The organism is Mycobacterium cookii, from assembly GCF_010727945.1.
GTDB classification, from domain to species: Bacteria; Actinomycetota; Actinomycetes; order Mycobacteriales; family Mycobacteriaceae; genus Mycobacterium; species Mycobacterium cookii.
In genome coordinates this window covers 2,067,658-2,084,008 of sequence record NZ_AP022569.1, presented here as the reverse complement: position 1 = coordinate 2,084,008, position 16,351 = coordinate 2,067,658, and the positions used below count along the sequence as shown (strand labels likewise).

Here is a 16,351-nt window from a genome sequence, read left to right as displayed (position 1 = left end):
ACGCCAGCGGTCAGCGAGCGATCAGTACGGCAAAGTCGCTGCGCCCCAACGCGCGGTCCGCGGTCGGGCTGGAAAGCTGTTGCACCTCAATGCCTTGGGTGGCCCCGATGACGACCAGTTGAGCGGATTCCGCGTGGTCGGTGAGATAGTTGAGAAACGGGCCATATGCGACCACGGTATCCACGGTCACGTCGGGATAGTGCGGAGTCCACAACGCCGCATAGCGATCGAGCACGGCGCGCATGAGGCGTTCTTCTTCTCTGAGAACGCGATCGTTTTGGAGATTGTCGAATTCAGACCGCCACGCCGTCATCACGACCAGCGGAGCATGCCTGCGGTGGGCCTCCTCAAAGGCGCGCTCCAGGACGAGTTCGTCGTCGACTGACCCGACAACATGGGCGACCACCGACCGGCCCCGGACCGGTGCATCACTGTGGCCGCCTCTGACGACGGCCACCGAGCAATGCGCAGAGCGCATCAACGCGGTTGCCGTGGAACCGAAGCCGGCAGGGGAGGCCTGGCCTGAGCCAGTGTCGCCGACACACAGCAGCGGAGTCGATTCCGAGGCCTGCATCAGCGCCGACAGCGGGTAGCCCTCGATGATCTCCATCTCGACTTTCACCGGCTTACCCGCTTTGTTGATCGCGTCGTACGCGTCGTGCACCGCCTGCTCCGCCGCCTCCATTGCCGCTCGAGCTCCGGCGCAGCCGTCAGCGCTGCCGGGCTCTCGAATATAGATCAGCCGCAACGGGATATCGGTGCCGGCTACCTCGTCGACGGCCCAGAGTGCGGCCCGAAGAGCGGCGTGCGATCCGTCGATACCAACGACGACTGACTTCGGCGGAAACGGTTCTAACATCAGTACTCCTGAGTACGGGCTTATCGGAACGCTATCGCTTGCGTCGCAACTGATCAGGAGGCAATAGTCCTCGGCCGTGGGTCCGTTGTTCCCTTTCCGCTCGGGCCCGCGTCAGCGTCGCGCCAGGTGTCTCAGCAGGGACCAATGGCCCTGGCGATGGATTCCCGCACGTCGCAGACTGGCGTGATGAAGTACGCGTCGAGACGGTTGACCGAGATCGCAGGTCTTGTCGCGGTCCTGTACGCCGCGCGCCGGTACTACCGCAACTGGGGCACCAGCAAAGGGGAATGTCAGGCTCGGCTGTCGGGTGACGAGCTGATCGGCGACCCGGTCATCCAGGTCACCGAGGCGGTGTGGATCGATTCACCGCCATCGGTCACCTGGCCATGGCTTCTGCAGATGGGCCAAGATCGCGACGGGCTGCACAGCCGCAGGGCGCTGGAGAATGTCGTCGGTCTTCGGATGCATGATCCCGATGGTCCCAACCCGGAATGGAAACAGCTCGCTGTCGGAGATACGTTGCAGCTCAAACCGAAAGGCTGGATGGGTCTACCCGGCGGACTTTCCTTGAGGATCGACGAGATCACACCTGGACAGAGCATCGTGCTGCGCGCCACGTCGCCTGATCTTCCGAGCGTGGTCTGGTCATTCCACCTTCAGCCGCATTGGGCGACCCATACCCGACTGCTCGCACGGGTACGGATCGGCCTGCGGCACCCAGGCGAGGTAGTCGCCGTCGAGCTCGTCAGGCCCGTCATTGCGCTGGTGTTGCGAAAAGTATTGCTGAACATCAAGCGTCGGGTTGAGCGGCAGACGAATGACCTCACGACAGTGGATTTCGCTCCCTGACGCGCAGCTGCCGTCGCTGCGGCATGAACTCCAGCGAGAGCAGAACCACCAGCGCGACCGGTAGATGGCGTAGCGAGAGCAGGACGTAGCGGCGGTCGCCGAATGCGTGAAACTTGCGGAGGTATCGGTACAGCGACTCCAGCTTGATCAGCGAGTGACCCAGGTGGATGAGCACGTAGTAGACGCCCTCGATCAGGCCGCGGTGCTTGTTGTCGAAGAGTTCTGGGAAAGCGCCGAATGCCAACGAAAGCCGCTGGCCGCCAGAGCTTTTGCAATCTTCGATCATGTCGACGCTGAGTCGCTCATCGATCCCGTTCGGCGCGCCGGGGCGGCGCCACGGAACATCCAGGGTCATGTCGGTCCCCCCGCCGGACGATGCGTACCGCTGAAAGCCCTGCACGCGTCCTTGGCTGTCGCGCGCGATGATCAGTCGAACACCCGGGTAACGGCCCTCGAGCGCATGGTCGAGAATCATCGAGAATCCCCGCTGCACATGCGCGCCGCGGTGTGACGTGTACAGCACCTCGGCCAGCTCGTCGGCCAGCGTCTCGTCCAGTTGCTGCTCAGCCACCACCTCGGTGGTGATGCCCGCATTGTGGGTGCGCTGCACTGCCTGTCGGAGGTTTCGGTACTTCCGTCCGGTCATCGTGAAGCGGCGCACGTCGATGACGACGTCGCGCCCGATGGGCACCGGCCGCAGCGACTGGCCGATAGCCGCGCGATCGCGCCACAGGCCGAGACACCGCTCACCGCAACCCAACACCACGATGCGCCAGCCCCGGCTGCGACACATCGCCGCGAATTCGGTTGCGAGTTGGGGGAACCGGGCGCGCTGCCCGATGGGATCGCCGCTGACGACCGCGAGACCCAGACGCGCGCAATAGGCGATCGCCGCGCTGCCATCGGCGCTGAAGTAGTAGCTCTTCAACGATTGCATGGCGAATGGGGCAAGCGGATCATCATGGGTCGCTTCGATCAGCGGCCACACGCGCGCCAGCGCAGCAGGATCCCGCCGCGACGGCACCGGCCAGGTCAGCGCCAGGCCTGCGCACGCGATCAGTACATCGCCGGGCAATTGGTACGACAGCAGGTGGGTCGTCAAGCCGGTCGCCGCCAGCACGGTCGCCGCAGCGGCATGGCCCGCGGTCACGGGTCGCCGCAGCAAAATGCCGCGCGCGACCAGTAGTGCGGCCAGCGCGAGTGCATACCACTCGACAACGTCGTGAGTGTGCCCCACCAGCAGGATCATCCCACCGAATGCGCCGATGAGGGCCAATAATCCGATCTGGCGGGCGCGTTGCGACTCAGAGCCGATCACCACGCGATCGCGGACATCGACGCCGGCGATGTTTGTCACGTCGATCATCGCGGCTCTTTTCGTGCGACCGGAGGTCAGGCTTCAGCCTTGTGCGGCGTGGGTGAGCGTCTCGCGTATCTGGCCATTGGGCTCGTCTGTTGGCCTGTGGGCTCGGATATCTGGCCTGTCGGCTGGGGGGCGACCGCGGCCGACTCCCGCGTCAGGAAGCCGGTGAGCTCGCCGATCGCGCTCATCAACGGGGCTGGGAAAACCACGGTCGTGTTCTTCTCCACTCCCAGTTCCGCGAGCGTCTGAAGATTCCTGAGCTGCAAGGCGAGTGGATGCTTCATCATGGTGTCAGAGGCATCCCCGAGCGCCGCCGCTGCGCGCGCTTCACCCTCGGCGGCAATGATTTTGGCCCGCTTCTCGCGCTCGGCCTCGGCTTCTCGCGCCATAGCCCGCTTCATGCTGTCGGGCAGCTGGATATCTTTGAGCTCAACCAGAGTGACTTCGACGCCCCATTCGACCGTTGTGGTGTCGAGGATCTGGCGGATGCTGGCGTTGATCTTCTCCGTCTGAGCGAGCACCTCGTCGAGGGAATGTTGCCCGACGACGTTGCGCAACGTGGTCTGGGCGATCTGGTCGATTGCGGCTCGGACATTCTCGATGACGACGACCGACTTCCGGGCGTCGATGACGCGGAAGTAGGCGACCGCAGCGATGTCGACGCTGACGTTGTCGCGGGTGATGATCCCTTGCGACTGAATCGGCATGGTCACGATACGCATTGAGACCCGCCACAACCGGTCGATCACCGGGATGATCAGCCGCAGGCCAGGGTCGCGAACCGCGACAACTCGACCGAGCCGGAAGTGCACACCGCGCTCGTACTGCCAGACCACCCGGATCGAGGCGATCCCCACCAGCAGCACCACAACCACAGCGAAAACAATTGCCGATATTGCGCTTTGGTTCATGATGGGATCTCCGATCCGCTGACCACGTCAACCATTGCCGCTGGGCGGTGGGTTGTCGGCATCCAGCCGACGTAGGTCAGGTACAGGCCGATTGCGGCGAAGACGATACAGGTCGCGCGCCAGATATCGCCCGACTCGATCACCCAGCGGGCCATCGACATGAAGGCGGTGGGGAAGGCCACCAGCAGCAGCCCGCGCAGCGCGATGAGCCAACCCGAGATGGACACCACGACGGCGGCCGGGCCATGCCAGTTCGAGTGCAGCGCAATAATAATGAGGCCGCCGACGAGCACGAACGGACCCGCCGACCAGGACCACGACGTGTTTGCGGCGAAATCCGACAGCAGCGATGACATTTCAGTCGTGCGAGCTGCGGCGACGACGGAGACGACGGCGAAGAATGGGCCGAGAACCCGCGCGAACATGCGCGTCGTCGGCTGCGGCGGTTCAGCAAAACTCATCCGGGCGCCTCCATCCAGCGTTGCGGAACCCTGCAGTCATCCGACCATCACGGACGCGAGGCCGCTAGGGGCGGAAGTCCCGGCTGCCCGAGTCATTTGGCCACCCGATCAGGACGGTCGTATCAACAGGACCGAGCAATTCGGGTAGGCGGCGAGCGCAAAGCGGTGGGGGCCGACGAGTCGGGTGAGCTTGTTGGCGTCGGAGCATCCGGTGACAACCAGTTGGACGGATTCGTTGCGAGTCACCAGGTACTCGGTCGCCGTGTCAGTGATGCACTTCTGCACCGCCACGTCTGGATAGTCGGGGAGGCGGCGCTGCAGGTGCCGGGCAAGTTCAGACTCGGAAATCGCCCCGGCATCCCATCGCCGCACGCCGAGGACCAGCAGGGCAGCCCCGCGCAGCCGGGCTTCGTCGAGCGCGCGGTGTAAGACTTCATCGCTGTCGGAATGACGATCCACGACGGCCACGATTCTCTTTCGCTGCGACGAATCGCCGTCTGCGCGAATGATCGCCACGGGGCAGTGGGCATGTTGAGCCAGGGCGACCGCCGCAGAACCGACGAGTCTGCCGGCCGCGCGCCCGATCCCGACCGAGCCGACGCAGATCATCGCGGCTCGCTGTGACTCGTCTGTCAAGGTGAGGCTGATATCACCTCGACGCACAACTGGCTGTACGTCAACGGCCCCGCTGCCGGATTGCACAGCGGCACAAGCGGAATGCAACACCGCCTCGGCGTCTCGCGCCGCCGATAATTCATCCGCGCCGGCGGATCTCGACTCCCCGGCCGCGGGTATGACGTGAACCAATCGCAATGGGACAGCCCTACTGATGGCTTCGTCGATGGCCCAGCGCGCGGCATTGATCGCCGCGTCAGATCCGTCGATTCCGACGACGACCGGATGGGCGCAGTCCGTTGACCTCATCGAAGGCTCGTGGGCGGTTGCAGATCGTCCTACCGCCGCCGAGCGACGATCACCGGCGTGTGGACGGACTGAACGACGGCGTTGCCGACCGAACCCAAAAGGGCCCCGGCGAATACACCTCGTCCGTGACTCCCGAGGACGACAAGCTGCGCGGCGCCGGATGTTTCGACGAGGACGCGGGCCGGCCGATCGCAAACCAGAAGCCGCTGCACGGTCACGTCGGGGTAGCGCTCCTGCCAACCCGCCAACTGTTCGGCCAGCAAGCGCTCCTCCTCGCCCTTCACCGCCGACCAATCCAAACCCGGCAGCTCCATGATTTCGGAATCACTCCAGGCGTGCACGGCCACCACGTTGACGCGCCGTCGCGACGCCTCGTCGAAGGCGATCTGGGTGGCGAGTTTCGAGGCCGGCGAGCCGTCGATCCCCACGAGCACCGGGGCTGCGGCGGAGGGATGCGGAGTATGCGTTGGATCGTCGCGGATCACGGCGACCGGGCAATGCGCGTGTCGCACCAGACTCGAGCTGACCGAACCGAGCACGCCACGAGCCAGCGCTCCTCGTCCATGGTTGCCGACGACCATCAGCTCGGCGTCTGTGGACAGATCGATAAAAGTGGGAATCGTTGCCGATGAATACATTTCGCAGTCGACCGACACCGCCGGGTTGTCCTCGACGGCGTCTCGCGCGATTTTCAGCGCATCGGTGAGGATCCGGCGCCCCTCGTTTTCCTGCCACACCACGACCCCGTCCGGCAGCGGCCCGTGCGGCCACTGCGTGACCGCGGGGTTGATCACGTGAACCACCGTCAGCGGGAGATGATGCAGGGCGGCATCCTCGGCGGCCCACCGGACCGCAGCATCAGAGGCGGGTGACCCGTCGGCGCCGACAATGATGCCCCTGCCCTTGCCGTGTGCTGGCATTGCAATCCTCCTCGTGCGCTAGCACGAACGCTATGCCGGTTTTCGTCGAAGATCCGGGGGCGTTGGTCCTCAACCCCATGGCCTTCGGACTCTCTGCCGCATCGAGAGAAACGGCTCTTGGGGGCGCCCCGATGGGTGTGACTATTCCCGGTCAGCCCAAGACCGGGAAGCGGCGCTGGCGGGCAAGACGGTGCAGGGCGTGCTGCATCACCGAGCGGACGTGAGCGTCGACTTCAGCCACGTCGGGATTCTTGCCGAACCGGGCGATGACGTCGATCGGGTCGAGCGCTTGGTTGACGATCTTGGTGGGCAGTGGGAAGTTCGCCGGGAAGAACATCGTCATGCCGAACGGCAGACCGATGGTGATGGGCAGGATATCGAGGCGGATGCGATGCAGGCCCAAGCGCTTTGCGAGCCGATCGCCACGGCTGAGAAACAGCTGGGTCTCTTGAGCGCCGATCGACACCACGGGCACGATCGGCACGCCGGTTTCGATGGCGATCCTGACGTATCCCGTGCGACCGTTGAAGTCGATGACGTTCTGGCTCAGCGTCGGCCGGTACGCGTCGTAGTCGCCACCGGGATACACCAGGACGACTGCGCCGGAGCGCAGCGCCCTGGCAGCGTTCTCGGGATTCGCGTGAACCGCTCCGAGCCGGCCGAGGTAGTCGCGCAGCGGCGTGAAGAACACCCCGTAGTGGGCCAGGATGTAGAGCGGCCGGTCGTAGCCGAACGTTTTGTAGAAGGCCGGGCCGAAGACCAGGGGATCGGGCGTGAGCGCCCCACCGGAATGGTTGGACACCAACAACACCCCGCCGGCGGGTGGGATGGCCTGCAGGCCGCGCACCTCGACGCGAAACCAGCGATTGATCAGAGGCGCGGCGAGTTTCAGGGCCCGCGGTATGAATGCGGGATCCCATCTGTCGAGCTCTGAGCCGTCGATCAGGTTGTCACTCATACGGCTCCCCTGCAGGACCGGGATTGGCCACGAAGCTAATGTGCGTGATGCTCAGTGGGCCGGGCAGGGCCGGAAGTCCTCGACGTTGGGGACGAAAGACGCTGCAACGCCGCTGGGTGCCGTTGTAGCGTCCGGTATGTGAGCGAGCATGCGGCTACCACCACCACGACGCCGGACGCCGGCAACCCCGTCACCATTCTGTCGGCGAGCGAATGCTGGGACCTCTTGGCCAGCGCCGCATTCGGGCGGCTCGTCACAAGCGTCGACGGTCAACCGGAGATCTTCCCGGTCAACTTCGTCGTCCAGGACCGCACTGTGCTTTTCCGCACGGCGGAGGGCACCAAGTTGGTGAGCGCAGCAATCAACAATCATGTTCTCTTCGAGGCCGACGATCATGGCGTGGCCGAGGGCTGGAGCGTCATCCTGAAGGGCATGACCCGCACGCTTCGGACCAACGAAGAGGTTGCGCGGGCGGAACAGGCACAGCTGCTACCGTGGACCGCGACCCTGAAGCAGCATTACGTTCGCATTCAACCGCTTTCGATCACCGGTCGCCGGTTTCGGTTCGGCCCGGAGCCGGAGCGCGAGTCCTCGTTTGCCTGACGTTGGGGCACCGGTAATCCGACTGGCCGAGCTTTTCAACCCTCGACGCCGAAACGATCACGCAGCATCGCGGCGATCCGGGTGGGTTCGCGAACTTTGTCGGCCGGAGACGTCGCCTGCGGTGGCGTAGCCGGCGGGGGTTGATCGATGGGCTCGATCTCAGGCTTTGCGGTCACGAGGCCTCTCTAGAACGCGGAGTTGCTATTCAGAGCCCCGATCCCCGACGGCCTCCACGGCCACATTCCGCCGACCCTGGCCCGCCGAATCGACCGAACGGCGGCAATCGTACATCTGTCGAATAGATGCGGCAAGCATTGGTTAAGCAGCTGAAGAGAATTGGCCGACCCGCTCTGCGCGCAATCACGTCTCCGGCCGGCGCCACAGCTGTCGCGCCGCGCCATTGGCCGATCCGCGCAACCACCACAGTGCTTCGACGATCGCCGCACCCAACACGCCGATCGCCAGCGCGGTGGCAGTCAACGCGACGTTGGAGGGATCGAGCATGAACCGTTCGCAGGCGAGCGGGATGTTGAAGATCGCGACATACGCGCCACCCGACAGCGCGACCAGGATGACCCGCCACCAGGTATACGGTCTGGCGACGACCGCCAGCACCCACACCGCTATCACCAGAAGTGTGATCAACGCCGACGTCGACGCCTGCGTTTGTTGAGCGGCCGTATCCGCATGTCCGCGGAAGGCCAGCAGATAGCAGACGAATGTCCCGACGCCGGCGACAGCGCCGTTCGGTACCGCAGCCGTCACGACCCGCCGGACGAAATGCGGTTGCGCACGTTCGGTGTTGGGCGCCAAGGACAGCACGAACGCCGGAATGCCGATCGTGAACCAGCCCGCGACGGTCACGTGAATCGGCTCGAACGGAAACATGAACGACCTGACGCCCGACCATCGGGCCGCGAGTCCGGTGACACCGATCAGCAATGCCAGCAGCACCGAGTACACCGTCTTGGTCAAGAACAGGTTGGATACCCGCTCGATATTGCCGATCACCCGGCGTCCTTCGCCGACGACATAGGGCAGCGTGGCAAACTTGTTGTCCAGCAGCACAATCTGCGCGACGGCCCGAGAAGCCGAACTGCCCGATCCCATGGCGACGCCGATGTCGGCGTCTTTGAGTGCCAGCACGTCATTCACACCGTCGCCGGTCATCGCGACGATGTGACCGCGGTGCTGCAGGGCTCGTATCATCGCGCGCTTCTGGTCTGGGCGAACCCGTCCGAAAGTCGTGTATTGCTCAACTGTTTCGGCGAGTTCATCGGCATCGGCAGGCAGCATTCGCGCGTCGAGCGTCGTGCCGTTCAGGCCCAGGGTCGACGCTACCGCGCCCACCGATGCGGCGTTGTCGCCGGAGATCACTTTGACCGAGACATGTTGTTCGGCGAAGTATTTCAAGGTGTCGGCTGCGTCTGGACGCACCGCTTGCCGCAGCATGATCAGAGCGACCGGGGTGAGATGGCCTGGAGCGGAGGGGCTGTCGACCGCGAGGTCGGAAGACGCGAGGAGCAGCACGCGTAACCCCTGGGAACCCGCGGCTTCGGCTTGCACAGCAGCATCCGAGGAGGGCTCCTGCAACACGTCCGGCGCGCCCAGCACCCAGTTGCCGTGTCCGGCAAAAGATGAACCACTCCATTTCGTCGCCGATTTGAACGGTGCGGTGGCGGTGACGGTCCAGCCCGGCGGGTCGCGGTAGGCATCGGCGACCGCCTGCATGCTGGCGTTCGGGCGGACGTCGCCGGCGGCCATCGACGCAAGCACGTCGACGACGGTGTCCATCGCACACGTTGCATCGAGCGGATGCAGCCCGGCCACCTGCATCCGATTTTCGGTCAGCGTGCCGGTCTTGTCGGCGCACACCACACTGACCCGGGCCAGACCTTCGATGGCGGGCAGCTCCTGCACCAGGCACTGGCGTCGTCCCAGGCGAACGACGCCCACGGCGAATGCGATCGAGGTCATCAACACCAGACCTTCGGGGACCATCGGGACCAGCGCGCCGACCGTCCGCAGCACCGCCTGCTGCCAGCCGGCGCGGGTGGTGAACAACTGCGTGTAGATGACCAACAGCCCGGCCGGGATCAGCAAATACGTCACCAATGTGAGGATCTGGTTGATGCCGGCCCGCAGCTCCGATCGCACCAGGCTGAGCTTGCTGGCCTGCGCGGTCAGGGTGGCGGCGTAGGCGTCGCGGCCCACTTTGGTGGCCCGGTAGGCACCCGTTCCGGCGACGACGAAGCTGCCGGACATGAGCGATTCACCAACGCTTTTCAGGACGGGGTCGGCCTCACCGGTCAACAGCGACTCGTCGATCTCCAGCCCGGACTCCTCGACCGTCACGCCGTCCACCACGACCTGATCGCCCGGCCCGAGTTCGATGACGTCGTCGCACACCACCTCGCCGGGCGGCAGTGCCCGTGTCCCGTCCGCCCGGCGGACCAACGGCTTGACCTGCCCGACGATGGACAGTCGATCCAGTGTCAGCTTGGCCCGCAACTCCTGGACGACACCGATGACGCTGTTGAGAACGATCAACAGCCCGAAGAGCCCGTTGACCAGCGAACCGGTCGCCAGCACGATTGCGAACAACACCGCCAGAATGGCGTTGATCCGGGTGAAGACATTTGCCCGCACGATGTCGGCGACGCTGCGGGTCACCCGGCTTGGAACGTCGTTGGCCCTCCCGTCGGCAATCCGCTGAGCCACTTCAGCGGAGGTCAGCCCGGTGGCCCGCGAGCCGGTCATAGAGCGCAGCGTACGGAAATGCCGCCAGATGCACTGGCCATCAACGCAATCGCGGAACCTAGTTTGGTGATTGCCGCGTCACGATCACGGGTGTCTTTGCCAGCAGGGCGACCGCTTCGCTCACCGACCCCACCAGCATCGTGTCGAATCCGCCGCGCCCCCGGCTGCCGACGACGAGCAGTTGCGCTTCCGCGGAGTGCGTGATCAGCTGACGCGTCGGCTGATCACGGGTGACGATCCTGCGCACTTTTACGTCGGGGTACTGCTCTTGCCAGCCGACCAGGCTATCGGTCAGCATGCGCTCGGCCGTCGACTGCGCCGCCGGCCAATCGAGGTCGGGCCACTCCAACACGTCGACGTCGCTCCAGGCGTGCAGTACCACCAATTCCACCCTGCGCCGAGAGGCCTCGTCGAAAGCGATCGCGGCGGCCGATTCCGATGCCGGTGAGCCGTCCACGCCGACCACCACCGGCATCCGATCCCTGCGCGGCGCCGCGGATTTGCCGCTGTGGATGATCGCGACGGGACACGATGCGTGACGTAGTAACCCGGAGCTCACCGATCCCAGCCGTCGGCTCGACGACCTGCCGTCGCCGTAGCAGCCGGTGACGACCATCTCGGCATCCCTGGACATGTCGATCATCGTCGGAACCGCCGCCGCCGACAGCACGCGCGAGTTGATCTCGGTGGGACCGCCGTGCTGGCAGATCTTTTCGACGATCTTCGCCGCGTCGTCGAGCAATCGACGGCCATGTTCCTTCTGCCACTGCGCCAACCCCGGAGGTAACGGAGTGTCGCGCCACGACGTGAGGTTCGGCGAAATCGCGTGGACCAGTGTGAGCGGAGTGCGGCGCAATTCGGCATCGTGTGCCGCCCACTCCACCGCGGCCGCGGCGGTCGGTGAATCATCCACGCCGACGACTATTCCCAAGTGCGTGCTGCGTGACGACATGGCAACCTCCCAGGGAGCTGGTTCCGCATATGCCGCTGACGTTATGGGAGGCGGACGCGCACGTTGAGAGGCCATTGTCACTTGCCAGATGGACATAGGACCTGTCCGTCAAGGTGACGGCCAAGTAAACATGGCCTTCCAGATGTCTGTCCAAATGGAGCCTTTCGGCTCTAACGACCGCTGACCAGCTTGAAGCACCCTGGGATGACTTCACAGATTCAGGAGGCGGTGATCGTATGAGCGCCCACTTTCCCGACCGCGAGACCGTGCACACAGTCTTGTCGCTCGCGACTCGTGCGCCGTCAGTGCACAATACGCAGCCCTGGCGATGGCGGGTGGGCTCAACGAGCCTGCACCTCTACGCTGACCGCGGACTGCACCTGCCCAGCACGGACCCGGACGGCCGCGACTTGATCTTGAGCTGTGGCATGGCGCTGCATCACTGCGTCGTCGCACTCGCGGCGCTCGGCTGGCAGACGAAGATCCACCGACTGCCGAATCCTGATGAACCCGAACACCTTGCTGCCATCGAGGTCTACCGTCATCCGGCCGACGAGATCGACATCACCCTGGCGGCGGCGATTCCCCGGCGGCACACCGACCGGCGTCGGTACAGCGCATGGAATGTTCCGGCGAATTACATCGCTCTGTTGGGCGCCCGCGCGGCGCGCGGTGGCGTCGTGCTCCGCCAAATGGAGTCGCTACCCGAACTACGAGACATTGTGGCGCAATCGGTTCGCCGGCATGCGGCGAATCTCGATTACCTGACCGAGCTGACCACATGGAGCGGAAGATACGCGTCGCTGGCGGGTGTGCCCGCGCGCAATACGCCGGAACCTGATCCGACAGCCCCGTTGCCGCCCAGGTTGTTCGCCGGCCCGATACTGCCGCAGCCAGACGAGACCGAGCCGGTCGACGACCATGCGGTTGTGTTGGCGCTCGGCACCAAGGACGACAGCATGATGGCGCGGCTGCGCGCGGGTGAAGCCACCAGCTTGATCCTGCTCAGCGCGACCGCGCTGGGTCTGGCCACCTGCCCGGTCACCGAACCATTGGAAATCACGGAAACGCGTGACGCCGTGCAAGTCGAGGTTTTCGGGCTCAGTGCGATACCTCAGATGCTGCTCCGGGTCGGCTGGGCTCCGGTCAACGCCGACGCGGTGCCGGCCACCCCGCGACGCCCGCTCAGCGATGTCGTCGAGTATCTGGACGGATCAGCTTTCGAGTGAGATGTCCTGCAGAGCGTGTCGGCAGGATCAGGACCGGGCGATCAGCACCGAGCATTCCGCATGCCCGATGACGGGGTGACGGTGCGGCCCAATGAGCTTCGCGACTTGGTCTGCGTCGCTGCTGCCGATGACCGCAAGCTGTATCGTCCTGTCCATCACGGCGAGGAAGTCCGTGATCGCGGTCCGGGTGGCCGCGGCATAGATCTGGACTCCCGGGTGGCGCTTACCCCAAAGCTCGACCCGTCGGTCCAATTCGCCGCTGGGCATGTCAGCGGTGTCGGCTCGCAGGACACCGACCGCGAGAACCGGCGCATGGCGTAGTTGCGCCTCGTGAATGGCCGTGTCGATTACACGCTCGCCGTCCGGTGTGTCGCTGACGGCGGCCACGATCAACGGGCTGCCGGGTTTCGGCCGGCTTTGTCGGCTGCGGATGATGGCGACCGGGCAGTGTGCCGCTTCGGCGACTTCCGTTGCGGTGGAGCCCAGTAAAGCCCGCGCAAAGCGTCCGATCCCCACCGAGCCGATGCAAATCATTGCGGCGGAACGGGATTCATCGATGAGTATCTTCGCCGGATCGCCCTGAACCATCTCGGTTTCGACTTTGACGGGTTTGCCGGTCGCTTCCACCGCGGCGCTGGCGGTCCGCAGGGCGGTCTCGCCGTATTCGACTTCCATCTGCACGTTGCCGACCGCATTCCCGGGTGCCGGTTCGACATTGCCGGGGATGATCTCCAGCAGCCGAAGCGGGATCTCCCGACTGACCGCTTCATCGACTGCCCATTGCGCTGCGTGGATCGCGGCTTGCGAGCCGTCGATGCCGACGACTACCGCGGGGCGTGCTGCGTTGGACTCGCGCATCTGTTTCCCTTCTAATGCTTAACCCGGAGGACTTTGGCGAGGTCACGCCGCGGAGTGGCCGCCGGTTCCGGATCGGTACCCGGGGCCACGCCGACCCGGATCAGGATTTGGGGTACGTCATCGTTATCGACGACTGCCCGAATCAAGTTGCGGGTGACGTCGAGCTCAGTGAGGTGCGTAACCGGACACGTGGCCAGGCCGCTGATCGTGCATTCCAGCAAGACCGCCGAAAGCGCTTCACCGGCGGCCAATGCGTCGGTGCGGGCGTTGCCGGCGGTGGACAGCAGCAGGATTTTCGCGTGGTCCTCGGGAACCTCAGCCCGCCGTTCTCGTTGATGGGTGGCCGGGAACGTGCGGTCTATACCTACTCGCTCGCCTTCTTCTGCGGAAACCAAGGCGCTGTAGGGGATACCTTCGGCGGCCTCGAACGGCGCCGCCCACCAATGAATTTCGTCTTGATACGGGATGTCGTAGAAACGTAGCGACTCGGCGAGCTGGGTGGCGTAGACGAGTTGAGGGCGGGCCTCCTCGGGGAGCGCGTCCAGCCGCACGGGCGTGTCGCCGATCGCGGCGACCACCGAGTCGTTGACGGACTGCCAGTCCGGCGGCCCGGTAAACGGCAGCCGGTCGGTGTGCCGGGTCAAGATGGCCTCGGCCCGGCGGCGGTCCCGATCGCTCGCCGGCGCCGGGGTGAAGTCGACCGACGCCAGATGGTCGGCGGTCCCGGGATCGGGGAATCGCTTGATATGGGATTGCCAGCCCGTTGCGGCTATGGCCACCCGCAGATGATCGAGGGCGGCGCCGCAGCTGATCAGCGCTTGCCGGGCGGATCGGTCGGTGGCCATGACTCGACTCCGGTCGAGGAACAACTGCAGTTGTCGACCGTCGAGCACCCAGCTCCACGGTTGGCTGTTGTGCAGCGATGGTGCGCGGCACGCCGCGCGCACCGCATCTTCGATGACTGTGGTATCCACCATCGTGCTAAGCATCCTCCACCTCCAGACTGCGTTCCAGCCTCGTCCGATACAACCGGCAGGTGCAGGGCCATTGGTCCCCGATGCCGGCGCTGTTCGGCCCGCTCCGCCGTCATCGACCGGGGGTGCTCACGACCGGCGCGCCACGATCACCGGCCTGCGGACGGCTTGCACGACTGCGTTGCTGACCGAACCCAAGAGCATGCCGGCGAGCGCACCACTTCCGTGTGTCCCGACGACGACAAGTTGGGCGGATTCCGATGCGTCGACGAGCGCATGCGCTGCCCGGTCACTGACGACGCGGTTCTGCACCGACACGTCGGGATATCTTTGTTGCCAACCCGCCAGCGCCTCGGCCAGAACATGACCCTCTGCGGTAGTTGTCGGTGACCAGTCGTAACCAGGAATTGCGTTCATCTCGACGTCGTTCCACGCATGCAGCGCTATCAGTTCGGTGTGGCGAAGTGACGCTTCCTCGAATGCGATTGCCGTCGCGAGGTCAGAGGTTGAGCCGTCGATTCCCACGAGTACGGGACCCTGCGCGGCATCCGGCTGGAGCGGATCCACATCACGAATCAGGGCAACGGGACAGTGTGCGTGGCTGATGAGTCCAGCGCTGACTGAGCCGAGAATGCTGCGTGACAATGCCCCGCGCCCGCGAGAGCCGACGACGATGAGTTCGGCTTCTCGGGATTGCTCGACGAGGTTTGGTACCGGGGTGGTAGAAGACAGCAGTTCGCCGTTGATCTGTATCTGCGCGGTTTCGGCGACGGCGTCACGGGCGATCGTCGAGGCGCTTTCGAGGAGGCTGCGACCCTCGGCCACTTGTTGTTCTGGCGATTCTTCGAGGATCGCGGCCTGCGACCACGTCGCGGCGGCCGGACTCTCCACGTGCACAAGGGTCAGCGGTAAACCGCGGAGGGCAGCATCGTGCGCGGCCCAACTGACCGCGGCTTCTGATTCCGGCGATCCGTCTACGCCGACGATGATCCCGTAATGCTTCGTTGTCGAGACCATTCTGATCTCCTTCCGTCGAGGAGAACGCTAATGCAGCCGCGACCCGTGGGTCATGGGTCTTTCGTCCCGATCCGGGCGCCATCACGCCCGCCCGGCGTCAGCGAGCGTCGGTTGTGCGTCGCGACCGTGAACGGTCGTTGGCGAACCCCTGAACGACGTGTGCACGCACGAAGTCGGCGACGACTTCGGGGTCGTCCATGTCCAGGGTCGAGGACGGTGTGCTGAACAGCGAGAACAGGATTCGGGCGAACCATTCGCCCGCCGACTGGATGTCGAGGTCTTTGCGCACCTCGCCTGTGATCTTGGCCGCGGCGAGATGCGGAGCGAGGAAGTCGACGCATTCGCGCAGCAAGACGCCGGCGTCTTTGGTGAGCAGCAGGCTGACCGCTTCTTCGTCGAAGTACTTTTCGGAGGCGATCACCCGTCGGGCCTGGGTCACGAATACCGCTGCGCGGCTGAGCTTGTCCTCCAGCGAGCCGCCCCGGTCCATGGCCAGGGACATCTGCCGATAGAACTGCTCGGAGGTGTGTTCGGCGCACGCTTCGACGATGGCGGCCTTGTCGCGGAAGTACTCGTAGATGGTGCTGCGGGAAACGCCCGCCGCCTTGGCGATATCCACGATCGTCGCTTTCTGCATTCCTTGCTTGCGAAAGCAGGCATACGCGGACTCGACGATCAGTTCGCGGGTATCGGCTGCGGTGGCCTGCGTCATA

At 64.9% G+C, this 16,351-nt stretch carries 17 protein-coding genes; 3 read left to right on the top strand and 14 right to left on the bottom strand.

The window, feature by feature from the left end; translation table 11 throughout:
- Nucleotides 1–10: 10 nt before the first annotated feature.
- Nucleotides 11–859 carry a universal stress protein gene (locus G6N27_RS09705; protein ID WP_163776143.1) on the bottom strand — a complete coding sequence of 283 codons (849 nt, stop codon included), beginning with the start codon at nucleotides 857–859 and terminating at the stop codon, nucleotides 11–13.
- A 126-nt stretch (nucleotides 860–985) separates the two neighbouring features.
- On the opposite strand from G6N27_RS09705, the gene G6N27_RS09700 reads away from it, so the two are divergent.
- Nucleotides 986–1,708, top strand: a complete 723-nt coding sequence (locus G6N27_RS09700) for an SRPBCC family protein (RefSeq protein ID WP_308207523.1) — start codon at nucleotides 986–988, stop codon at nucleotides 1,706–1,708.
- Here the strand turns inward: G6N27_RS09700 and G6N27_RS09695 are convergent.
- From G6N27_RS09695 to G6N27_RS09670, 6 genes are all read right to left on the bottom strand, one after another.
- A complete protein-coding gene (locus G6N27_RS09695; RefSeq protein ID WP_163776142.1) occupies nucleotides 1,683–3,074 on the bottom strand; it encodes a bifunctional lysylphosphatidylglycerol flippase/synthetase MprF in 1,392 nt (463 codons plus the stop codon). The genes G6N27_RS09700 and G6N27_RS09695 overlap by 26 nt on opposite strands.
- A 26-nt stretch (nucleotides 3,075–3,100) precedes the next feature.
- A complete protein-coding gene (locus G6N27_RS09690; protein WP_163776141.1) occupies nucleotides 3,101–3,982 on the bottom strand; it encodes a slipin family protein in 882 nt (293 codons plus the stop codon).
- Complete coding sequence (locus G6N27_RS09685) at nucleotides 3,979–4,443, bottom strand: hypothetical protein (protein ID WP_163776140.1); 465 nt, start codon at nucleotides 4,441–4,443, stop codon at nucleotides 3,979–3,981. The genes G6N27_RS09690 and G6N27_RS09685 overlap by 4 nt, the downstream gene beginning before the upstream one ends.
- Nucleotides 4,444–4,551: 108 nt before the next feature.
- Nucleotides 4,552–5,367 (bottom strand): universal stress protein, encoded by an 816-nt coding sequence (locus G6N27_RS09680; protein WP_163776139.1) that lies wholly within the window; start codon nucleotides 5,365–5,367, stop codon nucleotides 4,552–4,554.
- Nucleotides 5,368–5,396: 29 nt separating this feature from the next.
- On the bottom strand, nucleotides 5,397–6,287 hold the full coding sequence (locus G6N27_RS09675) for a universal stress protein (RefSeq protein ID WP_163776138.1): 891 nt from the start codon (nucleotides 6,285–6,287) through the stop codon (nucleotides 5,397–5,399).
- A 151-nt stretch (nucleotides 6,288–6,438) separates the two neighbouring features.
- Nucleotides 6,439–7,245 (bottom strand): lysophospholipid acyltransferase family protein, encoded by an 807-nt coding sequence (locus G6N27_RS09670; RefSeq protein WP_163776137.1) that lies wholly within the window; start codon nucleotides 7,243–7,245, stop codon nucleotides 6,439–6,441.
- A 138-nt stretch (nucleotides 7,246–7,383) separates the two neighbouring features.
- On the opposite strand from G6N27_RS09670, the gene G6N27_RS09665 reads away from it, so the two are divergent.
- Entirely contained in the window at nucleotides 7,384–7,848 is a 465-nt protein-coding gene (locus G6N27_RS09665; protein ID WP_163776136.1) for a pyridoxamine 5'-phosphate oxidase family protein, read from the top strand.
- 35 nt (nucleotides 7,849–7,883) lie between these two features.
- Here the strand turns inward: G6N27_RS09665 and G6N27_RS09660 are convergent, their stop codons facing one another.
- From G6N27_RS09660 to G6N27_RS09650, 3 genes are all read right to left on the bottom strand, one after another.
- A complete protein-coding gene (locus G6N27_RS09660) occupies nucleotides 7,884–8,024 on the bottom strand; it encodes a hypothetical protein (RefSeq protein ID WP_163776135.1) in 141 nt (46 codons plus the stop codon).
- A 184-nt stretch (nucleotides 8,025–8,208) separates the two neighbouring features.
- Nucleotides 8,209–10,608, bottom strand: coding sequence for an HAD-IC family P-type ATPase (locus tag G6N27_RS09655; RefSeq protein ID WP_163776134.1), 2,400 nt, complete (start codon nucleotides 10,606–10,608; stop codon nucleotides 8,209–8,211).
- Nucleotides 10,609–10,666: 58 nt separating this feature from the next.
- Nucleotides 10,667–11,560: a universal stress protein gene (locus G6N27_RS09650; RefSeq protein ID WP_163776133.1), complete on the bottom strand. Its 894-nt coding sequence runs from the start codon at nucleotides 11,558–11,560 to the stop codon at nucleotides 10,667–10,669.
- Between the two features lie 236 nt (nucleotides 11,561–11,796).
- Between G6N27_RS09650 and G6N27_RS09645 the strand changes: the two genes are divergently transcribed.
- On the top strand, nucleotides 11,797–12,789 hold the full coding sequence (locus G6N27_RS09645; RefSeq protein ID WP_163776132.1) for an Acg family FMN-binding oxidoreductase: 993 nt from the start codon (nucleotides 11,797–11,799) through the stop codon (nucleotides 12,787–12,789).
- Nucleotides 12,790–12,816: 27 nt separating this feature from the next.
- Here the strand turns inward: G6N27_RS09645 and G6N27_RS09640 are convergent, their stop codons facing one another.
- The 4 genes from G6N27_RS09640 to G6N27_RS09625 form a co-directional block, all read right to left on the bottom strand.
- Nucleotides 12,817–13,647 carry a universal stress protein gene (locus G6N27_RS09640; RefSeq protein WP_163776131.1) on the bottom strand — a complete coding sequence of 277 codons (831 nt, stop codon included), beginning with the start codon at nucleotides 13,645–13,647 and terminating at the stop codon, nucleotides 12,817–12,819.
- An 11-nt stretch (nucleotides 13,648–13,658) separates the two neighbouring features.
- Nucleotides 13,659–14,636 (bottom strand): Acg family FMN-binding oxidoreductase, encoded by a 978-nt coding sequence (locus G6N27_RS09635; RefSeq protein WP_163776130.1) that lies wholly within the window; start codon nucleotides 14,634–14,636, stop codon nucleotides 13,659–13,661.
- Nucleotides 14,637–14,750: 114 nt separating this feature from the next.
- Nucleotides 14,751–15,638 (bottom strand): universal stress protein, encoded by an 888-nt coding sequence (locus G6N27_RS09630; protein WP_163776129.1) that lies wholly within the window; start codon nucleotides 15,636–15,638, stop codon nucleotides 14,751–14,753.
- Between the two features lie 97 nt (nucleotides 15,639–15,735).
- A complete protein-coding gene (locus tag G6N27_RS09625; RefSeq protein WP_163776128.1) occupies nucleotides 15,736–16,350 on the bottom strand; it encodes a TetR/AcrR family transcriptional regulator in 615 nt (204 codons plus the stop codon).
- Between the last annotated feature and the right edge of the window lies 1 nt (nucleotide 16,351).

Bases quoted from the DNA above. Each gene is read 5' to 3' on its own strand.
- G6N27_RS09705 (WP_163776143.1), bottom strand. From the start codon at position 859: ATGTTAGAACCGTTTCCGCCGAAGTCAGTCGTCGTTGGTATCGACGGA.
- G6N27_RS09695 (WP_163776142.1), bottom strand. From the start codon at position 3,074: ATGATCGACGTGACAAACATCGCCGGCGTCGATGTCCGCGATCGCGTG.
- G6N27_RS09690 (WP_163776141.1), bottom strand. From the start codon at position 3,982: ATGAACCAAAGCGCAATATCGGCAATTGTTTTCGCTGTGGTTGTGGTG.
- G6N27_RS09685 (WP_163776140.1), bottom strand. From the start codon at position 4,443: ATGAGTTTTGCTGAACCGCCGCAGCCGACGACGCGCATGTTCGCGCGG.
- G6N27_RS09680 (WP_163776139.1), bottom strand. From the start codon at position 5,367: ATGAGGTCAACGGACTGCGCCCATCCGGTCGTCGTCGGAATCGACGGA.
- G6N27_RS09675 (WP_163776138.1), bottom strand. From the start codon at position 6,287: ATGCCAGCACACGGCAAGGGCAGGGGCATCATTGTCGGCGCCGACGGG.
- G6N27_RS09670 (WP_163776137.1), bottom strand. From the start codon at position 7,245: ATGAGTGACAACCTGATCGACGGCTCAGAGCTCGACAGATGGGATCCC.
- G6N27_RS09655 (WP_163776134.1), bottom strand. From the start codon at position 10,608: ATGACCGGCTCGCGGGCCACCGGGCTGACCTCCGCTGAAGTGGCTCAG.
- G6N27_RS09650 (WP_163776133.1), bottom strand. From the start codon at position 11,560: ATGTCGTCACGCAGCACGCACTTGGGAATAGTCGTCGGCGTGGATGAT.
- G6N27_RS09645 (WP_163776132.1), top strand. From the start codon at position 11,797: ATGAGCGCCCACTTTCCCGACCGCGAGACCGTGCACACAGTCTTGTCG.
- G6N27_RS09640 (WP_163776131.1), bottom strand. From the start codon at position 13,647: ATGCGCGAGTCCAACGCAGCACGCCCCGCGGTAGTCGTCGGCATCGAC.
- G6N27_RS09635 (WP_163776130.1), bottom strand. From the start codon at position 14,636: ATGCTTAGCACGATGGTGGATACCACAGTCATCGAAGATGCGGTGCGC.
- G6N27_RS09630 (WP_163776129.1), bottom strand. From the start codon at position 15,638: ATGGTCTCGACAACGAAGCATTACGGGATCATCGTCGGCGTAGACGGA.
- G6N27_RS09625 (WP_163776128.1), bottom strand. From the start codon at position 16,350: ATGACGCAGGCCACCGCAGCCGATACCCGCGAACTGATCGTCGAGTCC.